The following is a 17,649-nucleotide window of genomic DNA, read 5'->3' as shown; positions in this document are numbered from 1 at the left end:
AACAAGAGTTTGTCAAAATTAACTCAGCATTGATTTGAAAATTGGGGTGTCGGAAGGGTTGGGAATTTCAAAAATATTGGATTGACCATAAATGGTTTTTGGCTTCCGATTTTCAAAGAAAAAAAACGAATATCAGCTAAACGTGATTCAGCATTTTTTCAATTCAATTTAGTGTGACCATAAATGGTTTCAAGCCGCAGACTTTCATAAATTTTTTTCAATAACGGTGATCGCTAAACGTTAAAATTGGACGCACCTGACATCAATAAATAGGAATTTATATTCTATAATAATTTACGTGAACAAAAGTTGATTAGACTATTAGACCAAAACTCATCGATTCGATGAAATTAAGAACGATGAAAAGAGATAACACTATATATAGCGCACAGGGGTTTTGGTGGGTGATGAAACCTCAAATCCAAATCAACCATCGCCCAAGTTTTGAATCGGTTTAGCAGAGCAAATATAACAGATTCAAAACTTGGGCTTGGAAATAAACCGCCAGCTTCGGAAGGATAAAATCCCCAGCGCACCATATACACACCGTTAGCACCAATTAGAAGAAATGGAAATAATATTTAAACATACTTGGATAATGTTCATTGCGGTAACTTTTGCAAACGGACTAATTCTAAAATATCGCTCTAAGAAATATATTGCCCAAAATCCTGAATTAGAAAAAGGATATGACAAATACTTTAAGGGATTGATGATTTATGGCAATATTCCTTGGGTTATTATGATGGTTGGAAACTTAAGTGGAATAACACAAAGCACTTTTGAATACTTTAACCCAAAAGCTATGAATCCAATGGTGTTAATCTTCCATTTGTCGATAATCATGCTTTGGGCATTAGGTATGAGATGGATATACTTTAAAAATGGTGCGGAATTTATCGAAACTCACCCAGGCCTAATGCAAAAATCAAGTTTTAGCGGAAACACAAATGTAACAGCTAAACAAATCAAATTACTCTTCCCTCTAATGCTTTTGGGAGGAATTGCAGGAATGATTATGATGTGGTTTATGAATTTCCCAACACCTCAATTTTAGAAATGAAAAAAGGTGCTAACACTATATATAGCGCACAGGGGTTTTGGTGGGTGATGAAACTTCAAATCCAAATCAACCATCGCCCAAGTTTTGAATCGATTTAGCAAAACAAATAAAACAGATTCAAAACTTGGGCTTGGAAATAAACCGCCAGCTTCGGAAGGATAAAATCCCCAGCGCACCATATACACACCGTTGGCGGTAATTAATAATGAACAGAGTTGAAGAAATAATATCCAAATCCAAAGATAGCCTTTCAAAAAAATCTTTAGATCTGTTTTTGTGCTTAATGCATAAACTGAAAAATGTTGATGAGAAAGAAATAGAAATTCAAATTGAAGCGCAAAAGGATTTTGCTAGAGTAAGTTTGACTTCAAAACATAATGACAGAATTTCATTCTTCGTTGACATATTTAATGGTTATTGTGACTTATTTATTGACAATGGAAAGGAGGTTTTTATTCAGCATGAATTCCAGTCCCTAATGGAGGCTGATGATTACTTTGGAGAATTCTTAGAATCACCAATTAAATATGTCAAAGCCGCAACAGAAAATGGAAAAATTCGGAAAGAAGAGTACGTTTTGTTGAGTCCCAGGGGAAATTTTAAATTAAGTGGAAAATTTGAATTTGTTTTTATAAATAAATCCAAATTGCACAAATCTGAAGGAAGTTTCATGCCTTGGATAAAAAAATCTAACTAACGCCAACATGGTGTATAGCCAATAGGGCATTTAGAGATAAATCCAAAGCCCTGTTCTTTGAGCAGGTATCGCCAAAACAAAGTTTTGATGTTTAGCAAAAAGAATAAAATAAGAACATTTGTTTTGGCTTAGTGGTAAACCGAAAGTGATCTGCTTTAAATCTGCCCTACTGTCCATACACAGAACGTTGGCGGTAATACACAGAAATGAACCCAATTAATTTTCAAGGAAAGATATATAAGAATTGGAAAGACTACTTTCTTGAAAAATTTTCGGATAGAGAACTATTTAAAGTCGAGCAATTTGACCTGGACGACAAGTTCTTGGTAAGTTATCGAGTGACTACCAACAAGGAAGACAGCGAAACAGAAATTATTTACCAAATGCATATTGATGGAATTAAATATGTTGAGCTATTTGATGTTCATTTCAATAATCCAAAATCACCAAGACTGACCGATGAAAACAAATCAAATAATTATGGATTTGATGGACAGGGGTCAACGTTCAATGAAAAGAATTTAATGGATTTAGATGATTGGATTGAAATTCCTATTTCAAAGGGTTGGACTGAGAAAACCACATATTACGATGGACAAGAAATAAAGACAGAATGCATTTGGCCTCGAGACAATAAAACAGAAGTAATTCCTATTGATCAAAAATATTTGGGCAATTACGGCTGTTTGCTATTTCCGATTGTTCCTTTCAAAATCATCTTGACTAATTTAAAGTTAAAACGGAATGCTGATAAAGTGACAACAGTGGAAACCGTAATTGAACCAATGATAAAATAAAAAAAGTACAAACCGCCAACATCGGCTATAGCAAATGCGGGCTGAGTACTTAAAAATGAAGATATTACAACTAAAATAATTTACGGTAGGCGGACAAGAAAGCGGTTTCAATATCCCGCACTTGCCATAGCCACGGCCGTTGTGGGTAATGTAAAATGACGAACGAACAGCACATATTAAGACTGATTCAAAGCCATAAGGAATTGGAGCATTTCGACTATTCTAAAGCGGTTGATTGGGCTATTGACCTAATCCGACAAGGAAAAGATACTGACAATGTGTTAATGCTTGCTTCATTTTCTGAACCTATTGACAGGTTTGAAATCAGACCCTATGTTACCAATGTTCTAAACGAATTAGGACTTGAAGAACTCGACTATAAAAGTGCTGTGATTGCAGAAACGCATTACCACTTGAACGCAATTCTAAACGACCGTGAGATAAGAACGAACTTACAGTCTCTCTACCAACTTTGCGTGGACAATGACTATGAATCGGGACTTATGAACTTCTATCTGATTTACCACGGATGGGACGAACTCGAAGAAATTGGCGTGAACTATTACTTTGAAGGAGCGGACTTAGACAACATCGAAGAGGTCCTTAAAAAGGAAGCAAGAAAGTGGATTGACAAATATGTTCATGGAATTGAAGTTGAATCAGACGAACAAGAACGAACAGAAGAAAAAGAAAAAACACTACCCACAACAACGGCTATAAGCAAGCGGGCGGACAGTGCTAAAAGAAACGATAAAACTTTTAAAAAACTATGGTCACGGCTGACAGGAAAGTAGCTTTTAAGCCCGCCTGCTCATAGCTAAACCGTTGGCGGTAATTTAAAATGACGAAAAAATACTCCGAAATATTGATAAGTAATGAACCTGATAGTGGATTATTCAAATCACTTTCGGACAGATTGAGAACGGAATTTAAAGGAGAGCTTATTGACAGAGTTGAAGACTTGGACACAAAGTATTTTGACTTCAAAATCAAAGACAACGTATTGACCTTACATCTTCAAAACTATATTGGGATAACGCTATTTCCTAAACAACTGAATGAGTCGACAGACAAAGCCAACTTACTCGCTGAATCTGTCGGATTTAGACTCAAATATTCCACTTCTGACTTTGACACTTGGGTTAAAATTAGATACCAAGCAGAAGCTGAAATCAATTACGTACTAGAGAATGTGCATGAAGCACGGAGTGACAAAGCTGACTATGAATTCACGACTTATCAGGACTATGCAAATTGCGAAGGTCACGAGCATTGTGAAATCTGCTTTTCAGTAATCTCCTGCAATGAAGAAGAAAATGAATTCTACTCAACTCAAAGACATTCAACCTGTACAGACTGCTATAAAAAGTACGTGGAAAATGACGACTATTTGAAAGAAATAGATGGGCTTGAAAAAATAAAAAAACTACCGCCAACAACGGCTATCAGCAAGCGGGCGGAAAGTGCTAAACGAAAGGACAATACTATTAACAAACTTTGGTCTCGGCTGACAGGTAAGTAGCTTTAAAAGCCCGCCTGCTCATAGCCAAACCGTTATCTCTGCTAAAAATAGCGGTCTATTTTGGTTGTCAGAATGAACATATGAGTGAAAACTTTAAGGTAAAGTGTTAATAAATAGAAGTATAACAAGAGTTTATCAAAATTAACTCAGCGTTGATTTGACAATTGCGGTGTCGCATGGATTGGGAATTTCAAAAAATATTAGATCGACCATAAATGGTTTTTGACTTCCGATTTTCAAAGTAAAAAAACGAATATCAGCTAAACGTGATTCAGCATTTTTCAATTCAATTTAGTGTGACCATAAATGGTTTCAAGTTGCATCTTTCCAAATATTGTGGTGAGCAGGAGTGATCGCAAAACGTTAAAATTGGACGCACCTGACATCAATAAATAGGAGTTTATATTTTATAATAAGTTACGTGAACAGAAAGTTTATGAGACTAATAGAACGAAACTCATCGATTCGATGAAATTAGGAACGATGAAAAGAGATAACACTATATATAGCGCACAGGGGTTTCGGTGGGTGGTGAAACCTCAAATCCAAATCAGCCATCGCCCAAGTTTTGAATCGATTTAGCAGAGCAAATACAACAGATTCAAAACTTGGGCTTGGATCAGGCCGTGAACTTCTGAAGGAAAAATTCCCCAGCGCACCATATACACACCGTTGTGCATAATTTCAATTACGCTGCAAATCAGATAACTATATCAAAATAAGCAAAGATAATTAATATGAAAAAAAGATTATTGATTCTCGTAATTCTCGGAGTAGGATATTTAAATGTAATCGGACAAGAAATACATTCCCCTGCCGACATTTTTAAAATAATGGAAAAATCTACTGTAACATACGAATTGAATGCGTTAGAAAAAGAGATTTTACCTAAAGACAGGACTGATAATCTAAATCATAATCAATATTATCGAGTAAATGACGGAGGTCAAATATCTACTTATAAATATGAAATTGATAGTAATGTTCAAACTTACTTGACAAAGGCTGAAGTATATTTTAATGAAAAGAAATTTTCGTTGGCTAGAGAAATGTATTTAGAGGCACTTATAGAAGATTCTACTTATTTTGAGGTGATGACTTATATTGGACAAACATATGGTATCGAAGGAGATTTTGACAAAGCTATTGAATGGTATAATAAGACTATCGATTTAAATTATATTGATTACATGGCACATTGGTTTTTAGCAGATGCATATAAAACAAAAGGAGAACTTGATAAAGCTGTTGACGAAATTACGATTGCAATGATTCTAAATCGCAATAATCCACGAATTGAGAAATCACTTAAAAATATATTCGAGCTTAATAAATTAAAAACAAAAGATTGGACATTTAATCCTCAAATTGAAATTGATAGTATTGAAGTAAACAAAGTTAGAATTTCATTTGATTCGGATTGGTTAGGGTATGCAATGGTAAAAGCATTGTGGAAATATGAACCTGGATATAAAAAGTCTATGGGAGTGAGTGAAGGCTCATTTTCTACAATTGAGGAAAAAGAATGCTTTGTTAGCTTAATGACTTCATTTAACAAAAAGAAATTAAAAAAGCATTCTGAATTTAAAGCATTGAAATTATCCTTGGATAAAGAAATGATTGATGAATATATACTATATGAAATAGTATTACCAGAACATCCATTTGTTGCCTATCAATTACCTGTTGAATTTATTAATAGAATTAAAAATTATGTGATAGAAGTAAGAGGAAAAGAAAAGTAACTATGCACAACATACAATATAAAACAGTTGGAGTTCAGTGGTTTGAGAGAGTTTGGTTCTCGCTTCAGGATTCTTGTCGGTGGATAAAAACGAGCTCCGAAAACCCAACCGTTTTATATTGCGAAACGTTATCTCTGCTAAAAATAGCGGTCTCTCTTGTTTATCAGAATTAAGATATGCGTGAATACTTTAAGGTAAAGTGTTAATAAATAGAAGTATAACAAGAGTTTGTCAAAATTAACTCAGCGTTGATTTGAAAATTGGGGTGTCGGAAGGGTTGGGAATTTCAAGAATATTAGATTGACCATAAATGGTTTTTGACTTCCGATTTTCAAAGTAAAAAAATGAGCAACAGTAAAAGGTGATTCATTATTTCTTCAATTCAATTTAGCGTGACCATAAATGGTTTCAAGCCGCCGTCTTTCAAATATTGTTATCAATAACGGTGAACGCTAAACGTTAAAATTGGACGCACCTGACATCAATAAATCGGAATCTATATTTTATAATAAGTTACGTGAACAGAAAGTTGATGAGACTAATAGAACAAAACTCATCGATTCGATGAAATTAGGAACGATGAAAAGAGATAACACTATATATAGCGCACAGGGGTTTCTGTGAGTGATGAAACCTCAAATCCAAATCAGCCATCGCCCAAGTTTTGAATCGATTTAGCAGAGCAAATAAAACAGATTCAAAACTTGGGCTTGGAAATAATCCGCCAGCTTCAGAAGGATAAAATCCCCAGCGCACCATATACACACCGTTGTAATGCATTAAAAAAACAGATATGATAAAAATACTAATAGACACTATTTTAAAAACATATTGGATTAATTCAAAAATCAACAATGGGAAAAAATTATACTTTAATAATGTTTTATTTCCATCATTTTTAGAGAGTGTCAACAACCATTTTATTATATCGGAGCATTATGAATTAAGAGATGCTTTTTCAAAATCTCCCGTTAAAGGATTAATGAACTCTATTTTTAATCCAAATAAATTTTTTTTCAATGCTTTAGATTTATCTGTAGCAATAAATATATCGATTAACGGTTATTGTAATGAAAAGTATGTTAACAATGATGAAATCGTTAACTCTGCTAACTACATATGTGAATTATTAAAAAAGCAAATGTATCAAGACAAGATTATTCGAGAATTATTAAAAGAGTTGGATAAAGATTTAAAGAATTTTGATTTTTACATAGAGAGAGAAAAAATTAAAAAAACTCTCAATGATAAAATTGAAATATTTAAAACATATTTTGGTCGATTTGACGATAAAAATTATTCTAGTGGTGTAAAAGTATATTATCAAGCTAACAATGAAAGTTGGATTAATTGGAAAGATGAAAATTCAATAGACATAAATCATAATTGTGTGGAGTTTGAATCGGGTTTTTTCCTATGTGGTTTTAATTATAAACTATTTTCTGGAGAATCGTTAAAAATCGCAACTAGTGAAAATGGAAAAGAATTTTTTAATCCTCAGAAATATAAATGGGGTGATAATGTTATTTGGGCACAATAAAACGCATTACAACAATGGCTATAAGTAATTGCTTGTTCTCGCCTACTTCCGAAAATCCTAGCTGATTTTCAGCTTGGTGTGTACTTGCAGAGTTAAGTGATAACCCACGCAACTACTCATAGCCGAGACCGTTGTTCCCAATCCACGTCGGTCATCAGATTTCAACAAACAGAACGAAACGAGGATACCAAAATTTCAATCATCATCAAAACGAAGCAGTGATTCAACAGTAGTAGAAAACTTGATTGGTAGGAGAGGAGCAGACTCAAATGCTTCAGACGTATCAAAAATTAAAATTGACTCGACTACAACAGGGATTTTGCTCAAGAATATAGAAGGGGGGTAATCCTTAGCATTTGTTATCGAGCAAAATTAAAATAGATTGAAAACACAGCCGTGTGATAATTGATTGGGTGAAAAGATTAGCGGGTTGTAATGTTGTTGAAAGATGCAACAACGAAAATCGATATAACAAAATCATAGTCTTAAAGCAAGACGTAAAGACAAGGAACAACACTATATATAGCGCACAGGGGTTTTGGTGGGTGATGAAACCTCAAATCCAAATCAGCCATCGCCCAAGTTTTGAATCGATTTAGCAGAGCAAATAAAACAGATTCAAAACTTGGGCTTGGAAATAAACCGCCAACTTCGGAAGGATAAAACCCCCTGCGCACCATATACACACCGTTGTGTGTAATTTGAAAAATGAACGTAATTGAACCAAAATACAAGTATAAAGAAATTGAAAAGGTGTTTAAAAAACTGATTTCAGGAAATGCAGAACTGACTGAACATTTTATGAAAGAAGTTGACCTTTCAGACTACAATCAAGAAGATAATATACCTTATGTAGATATCGGTTCGATTTCCAGATTTGTTGTCGAAAAAAAACTCGATAATCAAACTTCTGATTTTGACCTTCTATTTGAAAACATTGAAGACGTTTATATTAATGGAGACAAAGACGTTAGGAATTTTATTGTTGTTGGATTATTTGAGGGAATTCAAAATATTGGTGGAGAAAAAATTGAATATCATCACTCTTTTAACGAATGGTTAAAGACAGAAACTCAAAAAGCGTGGAATGAAATAATTGACTATTGGGAGGGAACCGATTGGAGAATACCGACAGCGTAACGCAATAAAAGAGAAAAGGAAATACAAAAAATACTGAATAAGAAAAAATAAAAACTACACACAACATTGGCTATAAGTAATTGCTTGTTTTCGTCTACTTTGGAAATTCCTGCGGAATTTCCAACTTGGTGTGTACTTGCAAAGTTAAGTGCTAACCCACGCAACTACTCATAGCCGAGACCGTTATCTCTGCTAAAAATAGCGGTTTATCTTGGTTGTCGGAATGAACATATGCGTGAATACTTTAAGGTAAAGTATTAATAAATAGAAGTATAACAAGAGTTTGTCAAAATTAACTCAGCGTTAATTCGACAATTGCGGCGTAGGTAGGATTGGGAATTTCAAAAATATAAGATTGACCATAAATGGTTTTTGGCTTCTTATTTTCAAAGCAGAAAAACGAACAACAGCAAAACGTGATTCAGCATTTTTTCAATTCAATTTAGCGTGACCATAAATGGTTTCAAGCCGCCGTCTTTCAAATATTATTATCAATAACGGTGATCGCTAAACGTTAAAATTGGACGCACCTGACATCAATAAATAGGAATTTATATTCTATAGTAAGTTACGTGAACAAAAGTTGATTAGACTTTAAAAACAAAACTCATCGATTCGATGAAATTTGGAACGATGAAAAGAGATAACACTATATATAGCGCACAGGGGTTTTGGTGGGTGATGAAACCTCAAATCCAAATCAACCATCGCCCAAGTTTTGAATCGATTTAGCAGAGCAAATAAAACAGATTCAAAACTTGGGCTTGGAAATAAACCGCGAGCTTCGGAAGGATAAAATCCCCAGCGCACCATATACACACCGTTATCTCTGCTAAAAATAGCGGTCTATTTTGGTTGTCAGAATGAACATATGCTTTAATACTTTAAGGTAAAGTGTTAATAAATAGAAGTATAACAAGAGTTTACCAAAATTAACTCAGCGTTGATTTGAAAATTGGGGTGTCGGAAGGGTTGGGAATTTCAAAAAATATTAGATCGACCATAAATGGTTTCAAGCCGCAGACTTTCATACATTTTTTTCAACAACGGTGATCGCTAAACGTGAAAATTGGACGCACCTGACATCAATAAATCGGAACTTACATTTTATAGTAAGTTACGTGAATAGAAAGTTGATTAGACTATCAGAACAAAACTCATCGATTCGTTGAAATTAGGAACGATGAAAAGAGATAACACTATATATAGCGCACAGGGGTTTTGGTGGGTGATGAAACCTCAAATCCAAATCAACCATCGCCCAAGTTTTGAATCGGTTTAGCAGAGCAAATATAACAGATTCAAAACTTGGGGCTTGGAAATAAACCGCCAGCTTCGGAAGTATAAAATCCCCAGCGCACCATATACACACCGTTAGCACCAATTAAATTAGAATGATGTATAAAGCTTCCTTTGATAACGAACTGCTTAATGACTGGTGCGATTTCTGCGAGGGAAAAAAGGAGTTTGACAGTTGCCACTTTTCCACTTTACTAATGGAAACTCTTTTAGAAGGATACACTCCTAAATTTGATGTATTCATCAAGGAAATCACAAAATACTTTGACAGTTCTGTTTATGAAAACATAAAATACGTCTTCAGTGATGAGAAGGTGAGTCAAGGTGGTGTAAAAGATTGGGTGATAAATGACTTAATTGAAAAACGTAAGATTATAGAACATGTAGAAGACTCTTCACAACTGAAAAAAGTAATTGACTCACCTCAATTTCTATTTGTTAAAGACAGAAGTGAACTTTATGAAGCACGAGAGACGGATAACAATACAATATTGTATGAAGAAGTTGGTGATTTCGTCATAGCAAATATTGATAATGACAAACGACTATTTGCCTTAAAAGAAGTCCTTTATAATATAGCCTCGGATAGCGACTTAGTAAATGCATTTCTTTCTGGATTAATTAAGAGTAATGCCGATTTATCGAACTATTTAGACATATATAAAAATGGTTGTGATTACGCAGTAGACGATGAAAAAATTCTAATCTATGAATTCGAACCCATTGACTAAATAAAGGTGCTAACACTATATATAGCGCACAGGGGTTTCGGTGGGTGGTGAAACCTCAAATCCAAATCAGCCATCGCCAAGTTTTGAATCGATTTAGCAGAGCAAATAAAACAGATTCAAAACTTGGGCTTGGAAATAAACCGCCAGCTTCGGAAGGATAAAATCCCCAGCGCACCATATACACACCGTTGTTCCCAATCCACGTCGGTCAATAAATTTGAAAAATCTGAACGAAACGAGGCTACCAAAATTTCAATTATCACAAATATCAAACAGCGATCCAACAGTAACCATCCATAGTGAAACAGTAATAGAAAATTGGACGATAGAAGAGGAGTAAACTCAAATGTTTCGGACGTTTCAATAGCTAAAATTGACTCGACTACAACAAGGATTTTGGTCAAGAATATAGAAGGGGAGTTAATCTTTGGCATTAGTTAACGGACAAAATCAAAATAGATTGAAAACACAGCCGTTTGGTAATTGATTTAGTGAAATGAATAGCGAGTTGTAATGTAGTTGAAAGATGCAACAGCGAAAATCGGTATAACAAAATCATAGTCTTTAAGCAAGACGAAAAGACAAGGAACAACACTATATATAGCGCACAGGGGTTTCTGTGGGTGATGAAACCTCATATTCAGATCAGCTATCGCCCAAGTTTTGAATCGGTTTAGCAGAGCAAATAAAACAGATTCAAAACTTGGGCTAGGATTTGTCCGCCAACTTCGGAAGGATAAAATCCCCAGCGCACCATATACACACCGTTGTTCCCAATCCACGTCGGTCATCAGATTTCAACAATCAGAACGAAACGAGGATACAAAAATTTCAATCCTCATCAAAACGAAGCAGTGATTCAACAGTAGTAGAAAACTGGATTGGTAGGAGAGGAGCAGACTCAAATGCTTCAGACGTATCAAAAATTAAAATTGACTCGACTATAACAGGGATTTTGCTCAAGAATATAGAAGGGGGGTAATCCTTAGCATTTGTTATCGAGCAAAATTAAAATAGATTGAAAACACAGCCGTGTGATAATTGATTGGGTGAAAAGATTAGCGGGTTGTAATGTTGTTGAAAGATGCAACAACGAAAATCGATATAACAAAATCATAGTCTTAAAGCAAGACGAAAAGACAAGGAACAACACTATATATAGCGCACAGGGGTTTTGGTGGGTGATGAAACCTCAAATCCAAATCAACCATCGCCCAAGTTTTGAATCGGTTTAGCAGAGCAAATAAAACAGATTCAAAACTTGGGCTTGGATCATGCCGCGAGGTTCGGAAGGATAAAATCCCCAGCGCACCATATACACACCGTTGGCGGTAATTTAAAATGACGAAAAAATACTCCGAAATATTGATAAGTAATGAACCTGATAGTGGATTATTCAAATCACTTTCGGACAGATTGAGAACGGAATTTAAAGGAGAGCTTATTGACAGAGTTGAAGACTTGGACACAAAGTATTTTGACTTCAAAATCAAAGACAACGTATTGACCTTACATCTTCAAAACTATATTGGGATAACGCTATTTCCTAAACAACTGAATGAGTCGACAGACAAAGCCAACTTACTCGCTGAATCTGTCGGATTTAGACTCAAATATTCCACTTCTGACTTTGACACTTGGGTTAAAATTAGATACCAAGCAGAAGCTGAAATCAATTACGTACTAGAGAATGTGCATGAAGCACGGAGTGACAAAGCTGACTATGAATTCACGACTTATCAGGACTATGCAAATTGCGAAGGTCACGAGCATTGTGAAATCTGCTTTTCAGTAATCTCCTGCAATGAAGAAGAAAATGAATTCTACTCAACTCAAAGACATTCAACCTGTACAGACTGCTATAAAAAGTACGTGGAAAATGACGACTATTTGAAAGAAATAGATGGGCTTGAAAAAATAAAAAAACTACCGCCAACAACGGCTATCAGCAAGCGGGCGGAAAGTGCTAAACGAAAGGACAATACTATTAACAAACTTTGGTCTCGGCTGACAGGTAAGTAGCTTTAAAAGCCCGCCTGCTCATAGCCAAACCGTTGTTCCCAATCCACATCGGTCATTAAATTTGAAAAATCAAAACGATACGAGGATACCAAAATTTCAATCATCGCGAATTATAAATAGCGATCCAACGGTAAGAATGCTTAGGAGAAACAGTAATGGAAAACTTGATTGATAGGAGAGGAGCAAACTCATATGCTTCAGACGTCTCAATAACTAAAATTGCTTCGACTACAACAGGGATTTTGGTCAAGAATATAGAAGGGGAGTTAATCTTTGGCATTAGTTAACGGACAAAATCAAAATAGATTGAAAACACAGCCGTTTGGTAATTGATTTAGTGAAATGAATAGCGAGTTGTAATGTTGTTGAAGGATGCAATAACGAAAATCGATATAACAAAATCATAGTCTTTAAGCAAGACGAAAAGACAAGGAACAACACTATATATAGCGCACAGGGGTTTCGGTGGGTGGTGAAACCTCAAATCCAAATCAACCATCGCCCAAGTTTTGAATCGGTTTAGCAGAGCAAATATAACAGATTCAAAACTTGGGCTTGGAAATAAACCGCCAGCTTCGGAAGTATAAAATCCCCAGCGCACCATATACACACCGTTGTAAAACATTTGAACGAAATGAATCGCATCCTTCAAACTTTAGGGATTTTAATGATATTGATTAGTTGTAAGTCGACTAAAATTGGGTCAGAATCTGAATTCAAAATGACGAATGATTCTGTAAATCTTTATGCATTTATCGGAGAAAAATTATCTGTAATTGAATTTGACCCAAATGAAAATAATGAACGAATAGAAATTGACTCTATTACAGGAGACACTCTGATTTTTAAAAATTGGGTAATGGACAACGGATTTAAATGTAAATATAAAGTTCTCAGAAATGTATATAACAAATTAGAAACTGACACGGTCGAGTTCGAAGCTTATGACCATTATGGTAGACCTGCATTTGAAAATTACGAAAACGCTATACTATATTTATCCTATAGTGAGGAAGATAAAAAATACTATCACCAGAAATACATATTTGACCCAATAAAAAAGGACAAAAATGGAAAATGGAAAGGTCTGAAAGGAGAAAGTGTTGAAAAACTATTTACCGAACAGAAAAACGGATATTTAACAGCTCGTGGAGTATTTGAGAATGAATAAAAACGTTTTACAACAATGGCTATAAGTAATTGCTTGTTCTCGCCTTCTTCTGAAAATCCTCGCGGATTTTCAGTTTGGTGTGTACTTGCAAAGTTAAGTACCAAACCACGCAACTACTCATAGCCGAGACCGTTGTACAGCATTTAAATGAACGACATTAAAGAGAAATATCAAGAGTTCAGAAATGAACCTTTTCCAGAAGGAATTGCAGGAGAAGAAATTCACGGAATTGACTTGGTAATGTTGGACGCTGACACAGCAGGACTACTTGAAAAATTTATTGGATACAATTACAAGTTGACAAGAACTGATTTTGACCTTTTAAAAAGGTTGACAGTCGAATTAAAAACAGTAACCAAGGAACTTAACGGACAATCACGCAGATACTTAGCGACATTATGGAATCTTGCCGACAGAATTGTTCGAGACTTGACTGAAACTAAAAGATTTATTGAGAACTCTGATTCGGAAAATCTACACAAAAAATGGAGACAACATTTTGACAGAATAAGAGAAATACTGAACGAATGGGATCCACTCGGAGTAGCGGACAGTATTGACGATGAATATGATTCAATAAATTTTGCTGCCTATTCAGCTCTTCTTCAAAATGGTAACACGGAATCGGTCAAAATCGCTATTAGGAAATACTTAAAGGAAGCAATGGAAATTGATGAGACTGACGAAAAATTGAATGAAATATCTAAAAAAATAAAAAACGCTGTACAACAACGCATATAGCTTATGGCGGGTGAGCGTCTACCAGCAAGGTTTTCACTCCGTTGCCAACTTTGGTTTCTGTGGACAGGAAAGTGCTTCTAAACCGCCACAAGCCATATGCAAACCGTTGTGGGCAATTAAAAAAATATGAACGGAGAGACAATATTTTTAATCGTTTGGGTGATTGTAGCAGCATTCATCCTGACAACTTTCTATAAAAGAGGGAAAAAAGCACTTTCAATATTCCCAGACATCCACTCTGTTCGTGTAGTTTATCGGGACAAATCAGCATCGGGACACTCGAACAAATCTTGGACGACCAAAATGGGAGGTGCAAGAAACGCCTTGGACATAGTTGTGACGGACAAAGAATTATGGCTTAAAAGCATGTTACTTTTTGCCGGCATTGGAAAGCATTACGACTTATTACATAAAGTCTCACTTGACAACATAATAAGGACTGACAGGCAAGGAAGAAAGATCACGGTGGACTTTAAAACAGAAGATGGAAAAGACAAACAAGTAGTATTTATGACCAAACGACCAGACGATTTTTTGAAAGCAATAAAAAAGTAAAAAACTGCCCACAACAAAGCGTATAAAATATGGGGCTGACAATGGTTCAGAGGATTTGGTGCTCTCAAAAAGCAGTAGTGCTCGGTTGACACAGACGAGTTCCAAAGCCCCACATTTCATACGCAGACCGTTAGCATTAATTTAAAAACAACGACATAAAATTTCTTAATCATGTTTAATATATTTAAGAAAAAACCAAAAGCTCAGACAGAAGATAAGAATCCATTTGAAATTCCATCAAATTGGGAGCATAATTATATTTATGGGTTTATTGGAGGAAATCCATATCAGACAATTAGTGATTTGAATGCAGTAGTTGAAATAATAAAAAATACAGTTGGACAAAGAGGTTTTATTGCTGTAGACACTATCTTTCATCCTTATAATTTAGTAAATCATAAAGGTGCGACTGCTTGGGATTTAGCTTGGTTTAAAGTTTTCGTTCAAGACAATGGAAAATTCATTCAAGAAATTGGCGATAATAAAAATGCAACAGTTGTTAAAGCAAAAACATTAAACTTGAAAGACAATTTTAGGATTTGGCCGAATGATGACCTTAATCCCGAAAAGAATGAGCAATATTCAAAATATGTTCCTTTTGTATTCCCATATTTAGTGTATAAGGATAATAATGAACCTCATTGGATTAAAATGATTAATGCAGAAATTGAATTACAGGGACATGCACAAACGTATATTGAAAACTTCAATTCTGTTTTTTCTAAATTTGTAAAAGGACACGTTATGACATTAGGATTTGGAGAATTTGACAAAGAAAACTTAGATGATTTGGTTGAAAAATTTACAAGTTTCTATGAAAATAACATGAAAAACTAATGCTAACAATGTGTCATACGTAATGGCGGGGAAAGTACTAAATATCAAGGTTTGTGGTTCGCATCAATATCATCTCGTCTTGATAGCGAGGAGCTCCGAAATCCGCCACTACGCATACACTAACCGTTATCTCTGCTAAAAATAGCGGTCTATCTTGGTTATCAGAATGAAGATATGTGTGATTACTTTAAGGTAAAGTGTTAATAAAAAGTTGTATAACAAGAGTTTATCAAAATTAACTCAGCGTTGATTTGAAAATTGGGGTGTCGGAAGGGTTGGGAATTTCAAAAAATTTAGATTGACCATAAATGGTTTTTGGCTTCCGATTTTCAAAGTAAAATAACGAATATCAGCTAAACGTGATTCAGCATTTTTTCAATTCAATTTAGTGTGACCATAAATGGTTTCTAGCCGCAGACTTTCAAACATTTTTTTCAACAACGGTGATCGCTAAACGTGAAAATTGGACGCACCTGACATCAATAAATAAGAGTTTATATTTTATAATAAGTTACGTGAACAGAAAGTTTATGAGACTAATAGAACGAAGCTCATCGATTCGATGAAATTAGGAACGATGAAAAGAGATAACACTATATATAGCGCACAGGGGTTTTGGTGGGTGATGAAACCTCAAATCCAAATCAACCATCGCCCAAGTTTTGAATCGGTTTAGCAGAGCAAATAAAACAGATTCAAAACTTGGGCTTGGAAATAAACCGCAGCTACGGAAGGATAAAATCCCCAGCGCACCATATACACACCGTTGTGATGCATTAAAAAAATGAAGAAACTCTTAGCTATATTATCAACACTCATTATTGGACTGACTACTGCGTGGTACTTCGACATTTGGAATAAACCTGTTGAGACGATTGATGAATTGATAGGAAAGAATTACGACTTTGCCCATAAAATGTATTTTCAGACAGACCCAGACGGACAATACAAAGTGAACGTCAATGACAACCTGAACGAATTTGATGGCGGAATTTTGAATAAAACAGAAATCCTGACTGACTCTATCGTTAACGTCTTTACATGGGACTATACAACCCACAAAAAAACAATTTGGGTTGGACAAACGAAGACAATGAAATATGAAATTATTGATGCAATTCGATACAAAAAAGGAGTTAGGTTTTGAGAATTAAGAGTTACATATTAGTCATTACTTTATTACTTGTAAATACTGCTTTTGGACAAGTACGTGAAAAGGTATCTGAGGCAGAAATAAAAGAAATCATTGAGCTTGCAATAGAATTATCTGAACTTCAGCAATACTTTCATATTGACATAGACTCAACTCGAGTTCCACTAATAATTAAAGAGTTTGGAACAGTAAATTCAAAAAATCTAAATGGACTACAGAAATTTGGACAACAAGTTCAAGTCATGGACGAACTGACCATTAAAGAGAAGAAAATTAATGCTTATTTGAACATTGGTGATTGGACTTATGGTGGAGACAATTTGAGACTGCAAATGGACTATCCAGTTGAAGGAATTACAATAAACATGAGATTAAATAGAATTAACGGACATTGGAAAATTGTTGATTCATTAATTATAGAAGAATAAAAAAACGCACCACAACAACGCATATAGCTTATGGCGGGTGAACGGCTGCTAGCAAGGTTTTCGCTCTGTAGCCAGCTTTGGTCTCGGTGGACAGGAAAGTGCTTCGAAACCGCCACAAGCCATATGCAAACCGTTGTTCCCAATCCACGTCGGTCATCAGATTTCGCCTAGCCTGTCGAAAATTCACAAAAAAAGCGATTCCAGAAAA

The 17,649-nt window shown here is 35.0% G+C and carries 16 protein-coding genes; all 16 read left to right on the top strand.

All coding sequences use genetic code 11. From position 1 onward, the window contains the following. The first annotated feature begins 568 nt into the window (after window positions 1-568). The 16 genes from AABK40_RS18450 to AABK40_RS18375 all read left to right on the top strand — a co-directional run bounded on the left by AABK40_RS18450 (window position 569) and on the right by AABK40_RS18375 (window position 17,441). Window positions 569-1,057: a hypothetical protein gene (locus tag AABK40_RS18450; RefSeq protein ID WP_332922989.1), complete on the top strand. Its 489-nt coding sequence runs from the start codon at window positions 569-571 to the stop codon at window positions 1,055-1,057. 211 nt (window positions 1,058-1,268) lie between these two features. Then, window positions 1,269-1,760, top strand: a complete 492-nt coding sequence (locus AABK40_RS18445) for a hypothetical protein (RefSeq protein ID WP_338398695.1) — start codon at window positions 1,269-1,271, stop codon at window positions 1,758-1,760. Between the two features lie 206 nt (window positions 1,761-1,966). Further along, window positions 1,967-2,557, top strand: a complete 591-nt coding sequence (locus AABK40_RS18440) for a hypothetical protein (protein ID WP_338398694.1) — start codon at window positions 1,967-1,969, stop codon at window positions 2,555-2,557. A 155-nt stretch (window positions 2,558-2,712) separates the two neighbouring features. Next, a complete protein-coding gene (locus tag AABK40_RS18435) occupies window positions 2,713-3,351 on the top strand; it encodes a hypothetical protein (protein ID WP_338398693.1) in 639 nt (212 codons plus the stop codon). 47 nt (window positions 3,352-3,398) lie between these two features. Next, entirely contained in the window at window positions 3,399-4,079 is a 681-nt protein-coding gene (locus AABK40_RS18430; protein ID WP_338398688.1) for a hypothetical protein, read from the top strand. 737 nt (window positions 4,080-4,816) lie between these two features. Next, window positions 4,817-5,824 carry a tetratricopeptide repeat protein gene (locus AABK40_RS18425; RefSeq protein ID WP_338398692.1) on the top strand — a complete coding sequence of 336 codons (1,008 nt, stop codon included), beginning with the start codon at window positions 4,817-4,819 and terminating at the stop codon, window positions 5,822-5,824. 793 nt (window positions 5,825-6,617) lie between these two features. Next, the gene (locus AABK40_RS18420) at window positions 6,618-7,364 is read left to right on the top strand and encodes a hypothetical protein (RefSeq protein WP_338398691.1); all 747 of its coding nucleotides are present in this window, start codon (window positions 6,618-6,620) and stop codon (window positions 7,362-7,364) included. A gap of 708 nt (window positions 7,365-8,072) precedes the next feature. Further along, on the top strand, window positions 8,073-8,504 hold the full coding sequence (locus AABK40_RS18415; protein ID WP_338398690.1) for a DUF7674 family protein: 432 nt from the start codon (window positions 8,073-8,075) through the stop codon (window positions 8,502-8,504). Window positions 8,505-9,898: 1,394 nt separating this feature from the next. After that, complete coding sequence (locus AABK40_RS18410) at window positions 9,899-10,534, top strand: hypothetical protein (RefSeq protein WP_338398689.1); 636 nt, start codon at window positions 9,899-9,901, stop codon at window positions 10,532-10,534. Between the two features lie 1,341 nt (window positions 10,535-11,875). Further along, window positions 11,876-12,556 carry a hypothetical protein gene (locus AABK40_RS18405; protein ID WP_338398688.1) on the top strand — a complete coding sequence of 227 codons (681 nt, stop codon included), beginning with the start codon at window positions 11,876-11,878 and terminating at the stop codon, window positions 12,554-12,556. A gap of 721 nt (window positions 12,557-13,277) precedes the next feature. Further along, window positions 13,278-13,727, top strand: coding sequence for a hypothetical protein (locus AABK40_RS18400; protein WP_338398687.1), 450 nt, complete (start codon window positions 13,278-13,280; stop codon window positions 13,725-13,727). A 147-nt stretch (window positions 13,728-13,874) separates the two neighbouring features. Further along, window positions 13,875-14,468 carry a hypothetical protein gene (locus tag AABK40_RS18395; protein ID WP_338398686.1) on the top strand — a complete coding sequence of 198 codons (594 nt, stop codon included), beginning with the start codon at window positions 13,875-13,877 and terminating at the stop codon, window positions 14,466-14,468. Window positions 14,469-14,594: 126 nt separating this feature from the next. Next, window positions 14,595-15,023, top strand: coding sequence for a hypothetical protein (locus AABK40_RS18390; protein WP_338398685.1), 429 nt, complete (start codon window positions 14,595-14,597; stop codon window positions 15,021-15,023). A 171-nt stretch (window positions 15,024-15,194) separates the two neighbouring features. Further along, window positions 15,195-15,860, top strand: coding sequence for a hypothetical protein (locus AABK40_RS18385; RefSeq protein ID WP_338398684.1), 666 nt, complete (start codon window positions 15,195-15,197; stop codon window positions 15,858-15,860). A gap of 784 nt (window positions 15,861-16,644) precedes the next feature. After that, window positions 16,645-17,007 (top strand): hypothetical protein, encoded by a 363-nt coding sequence (locus AABK40_RS18380; RefSeq protein WP_338398683.1) that lies wholly within the window; start codon window positions 16,645-16,647, stop codon window positions 17,005-17,007. Further along, on the top strand, window positions 17,004-17,441 hold the full coding sequence (locus AABK40_RS18375) for a hypothetical protein (protein WP_338398682.1): 438 nt from the start codon (window positions 17,004-17,006) through the stop codon (window positions 17,439-17,441). Before AABK40_RS18380 ends, AABK40_RS18375 begins: the two co-directional genes overlap by 4 nt. The last annotated feature ends 208 nt before the right edge of the window (window positions 17,442-17,649 follow it).

Origin of the sequence: Persicobacter psychrovividus (assembly GCF_036492425.1) — a bacterium.
Taxonomy (GTDB): Bacteria; Bacteroidota; Bacteroidia; order Cytophagales; family Cyclobacteriaceae; genus Persicobacter; species Persicobacter psychrovividus.
The sequence above is the reverse complement of the archived record's forward strand: the minus strand, read 5'-3'. Positions and strand labels throughout refer to the sequence as shown.

What these genes read in the sequence shown, in the direction of transcription:
- AABK40_RS18450 (WP_332922989.1), top strand. Translation starts at nt 569, where the DNA reads ATGGAAATAATATTTAAACATACTTGGATAATGTTCATTGCGGTAACT.
- AABK40_RS18445 (WP_338398695.1), top strand. Translation starts at nt 1,269, where the DNA reads ATGAACAGAGTTGAAGAAATAATATCCAAATCCAAAGATAGCCTTTCA.
- AABK40_RS18440 (WP_338398694.1), top strand. Translation starts at nt 1,967, where the DNA reads ATGAACCCAATTAATTTTCAAGGAAAGATATATAAGAATTGGAAAGAC.
- AABK40_RS18435 (WP_338398693.1), top strand. Translation starts at nt 2,713, where the DNA reads ATGACGAACGAACAGCACATATTAAGACTGATTCAAAGCCATAAGGAA.
- AABK40_RS18430 (WP_338398688.1), top strand. Translation starts at nt 3,399, where the DNA reads ATGACGAAAAAATACTCCGAAATATTGATAAGTAATGAACCTGATAGT.
- AABK40_RS18425 (WP_338398692.1), top strand. Translation starts at nt 4,817, where the DNA reads ATGAAAAAAAGATTATTGATTCTCGTAATTCTCGGAGTAGGATATTTA.
- AABK40_RS18420 (WP_338398691.1), top strand. Translation starts at nt 6,618, where the DNA reads ATGATAAAAATACTAATAGACACTATTTTAAAAACATATTGGATTAAT.
- AABK40_RS18415 (WP_338398690.1), top strand. Translation starts at nt 8,073, where the DNA reads ATGAACGTAATTGAACCAAAATACAAGTATAAAGAAATTGAAAAGGTG.
- AABK40_RS18410 (WP_338398689.1), top strand. Translation starts at nt 9,899, where the DNA reads ATGATGTATAAAGCTTCCTTTGATAACGAACTGCTTAATGACTGGTGC.
- AABK40_RS18405 (WP_338398688.1), top strand. Translation starts at nt 11,876, where the DNA reads ATGACGAAAAAATACTCCGAAATATTGATAAGTAATGAACCTGATAGT.
- AABK40_RS18400 (WP_338398687.1), top strand. Translation starts at nt 13,278, where the DNA reads ATGACGAATGATTCTGTAAATCTTTATGCATTTATCGGAGAAAAATTA.
- AABK40_RS18395 (WP_338398686.1), top strand. Translation starts at nt 13,875, where the DNA reads ATGAACGACATTAAAGAGAAATATCAAGAGTTCAGAAATGAACCTTTT.
- AABK40_RS18390 (WP_338398685.1), top strand. Translation starts at nt 14,595, where the DNA reads ATGAACGGAGAGACAATATTTTTAATCGTTTGGGTGATTGTAGCAGCA.
- AABK40_RS18385 (WP_338398684.1), top strand. Translation starts at nt 15,195, where the DNA reads ATGTTTAATATATTTAAGAAAAAACCAAAAGCTCAGACAGAAGATAAG.
- AABK40_RS18380 (WP_338398683.1), top strand. Translation starts at nt 16,645, where the DNA reads ATGAAGAAACTCTTAGCTATATTATCAACACTCATTATTGGACTGACT.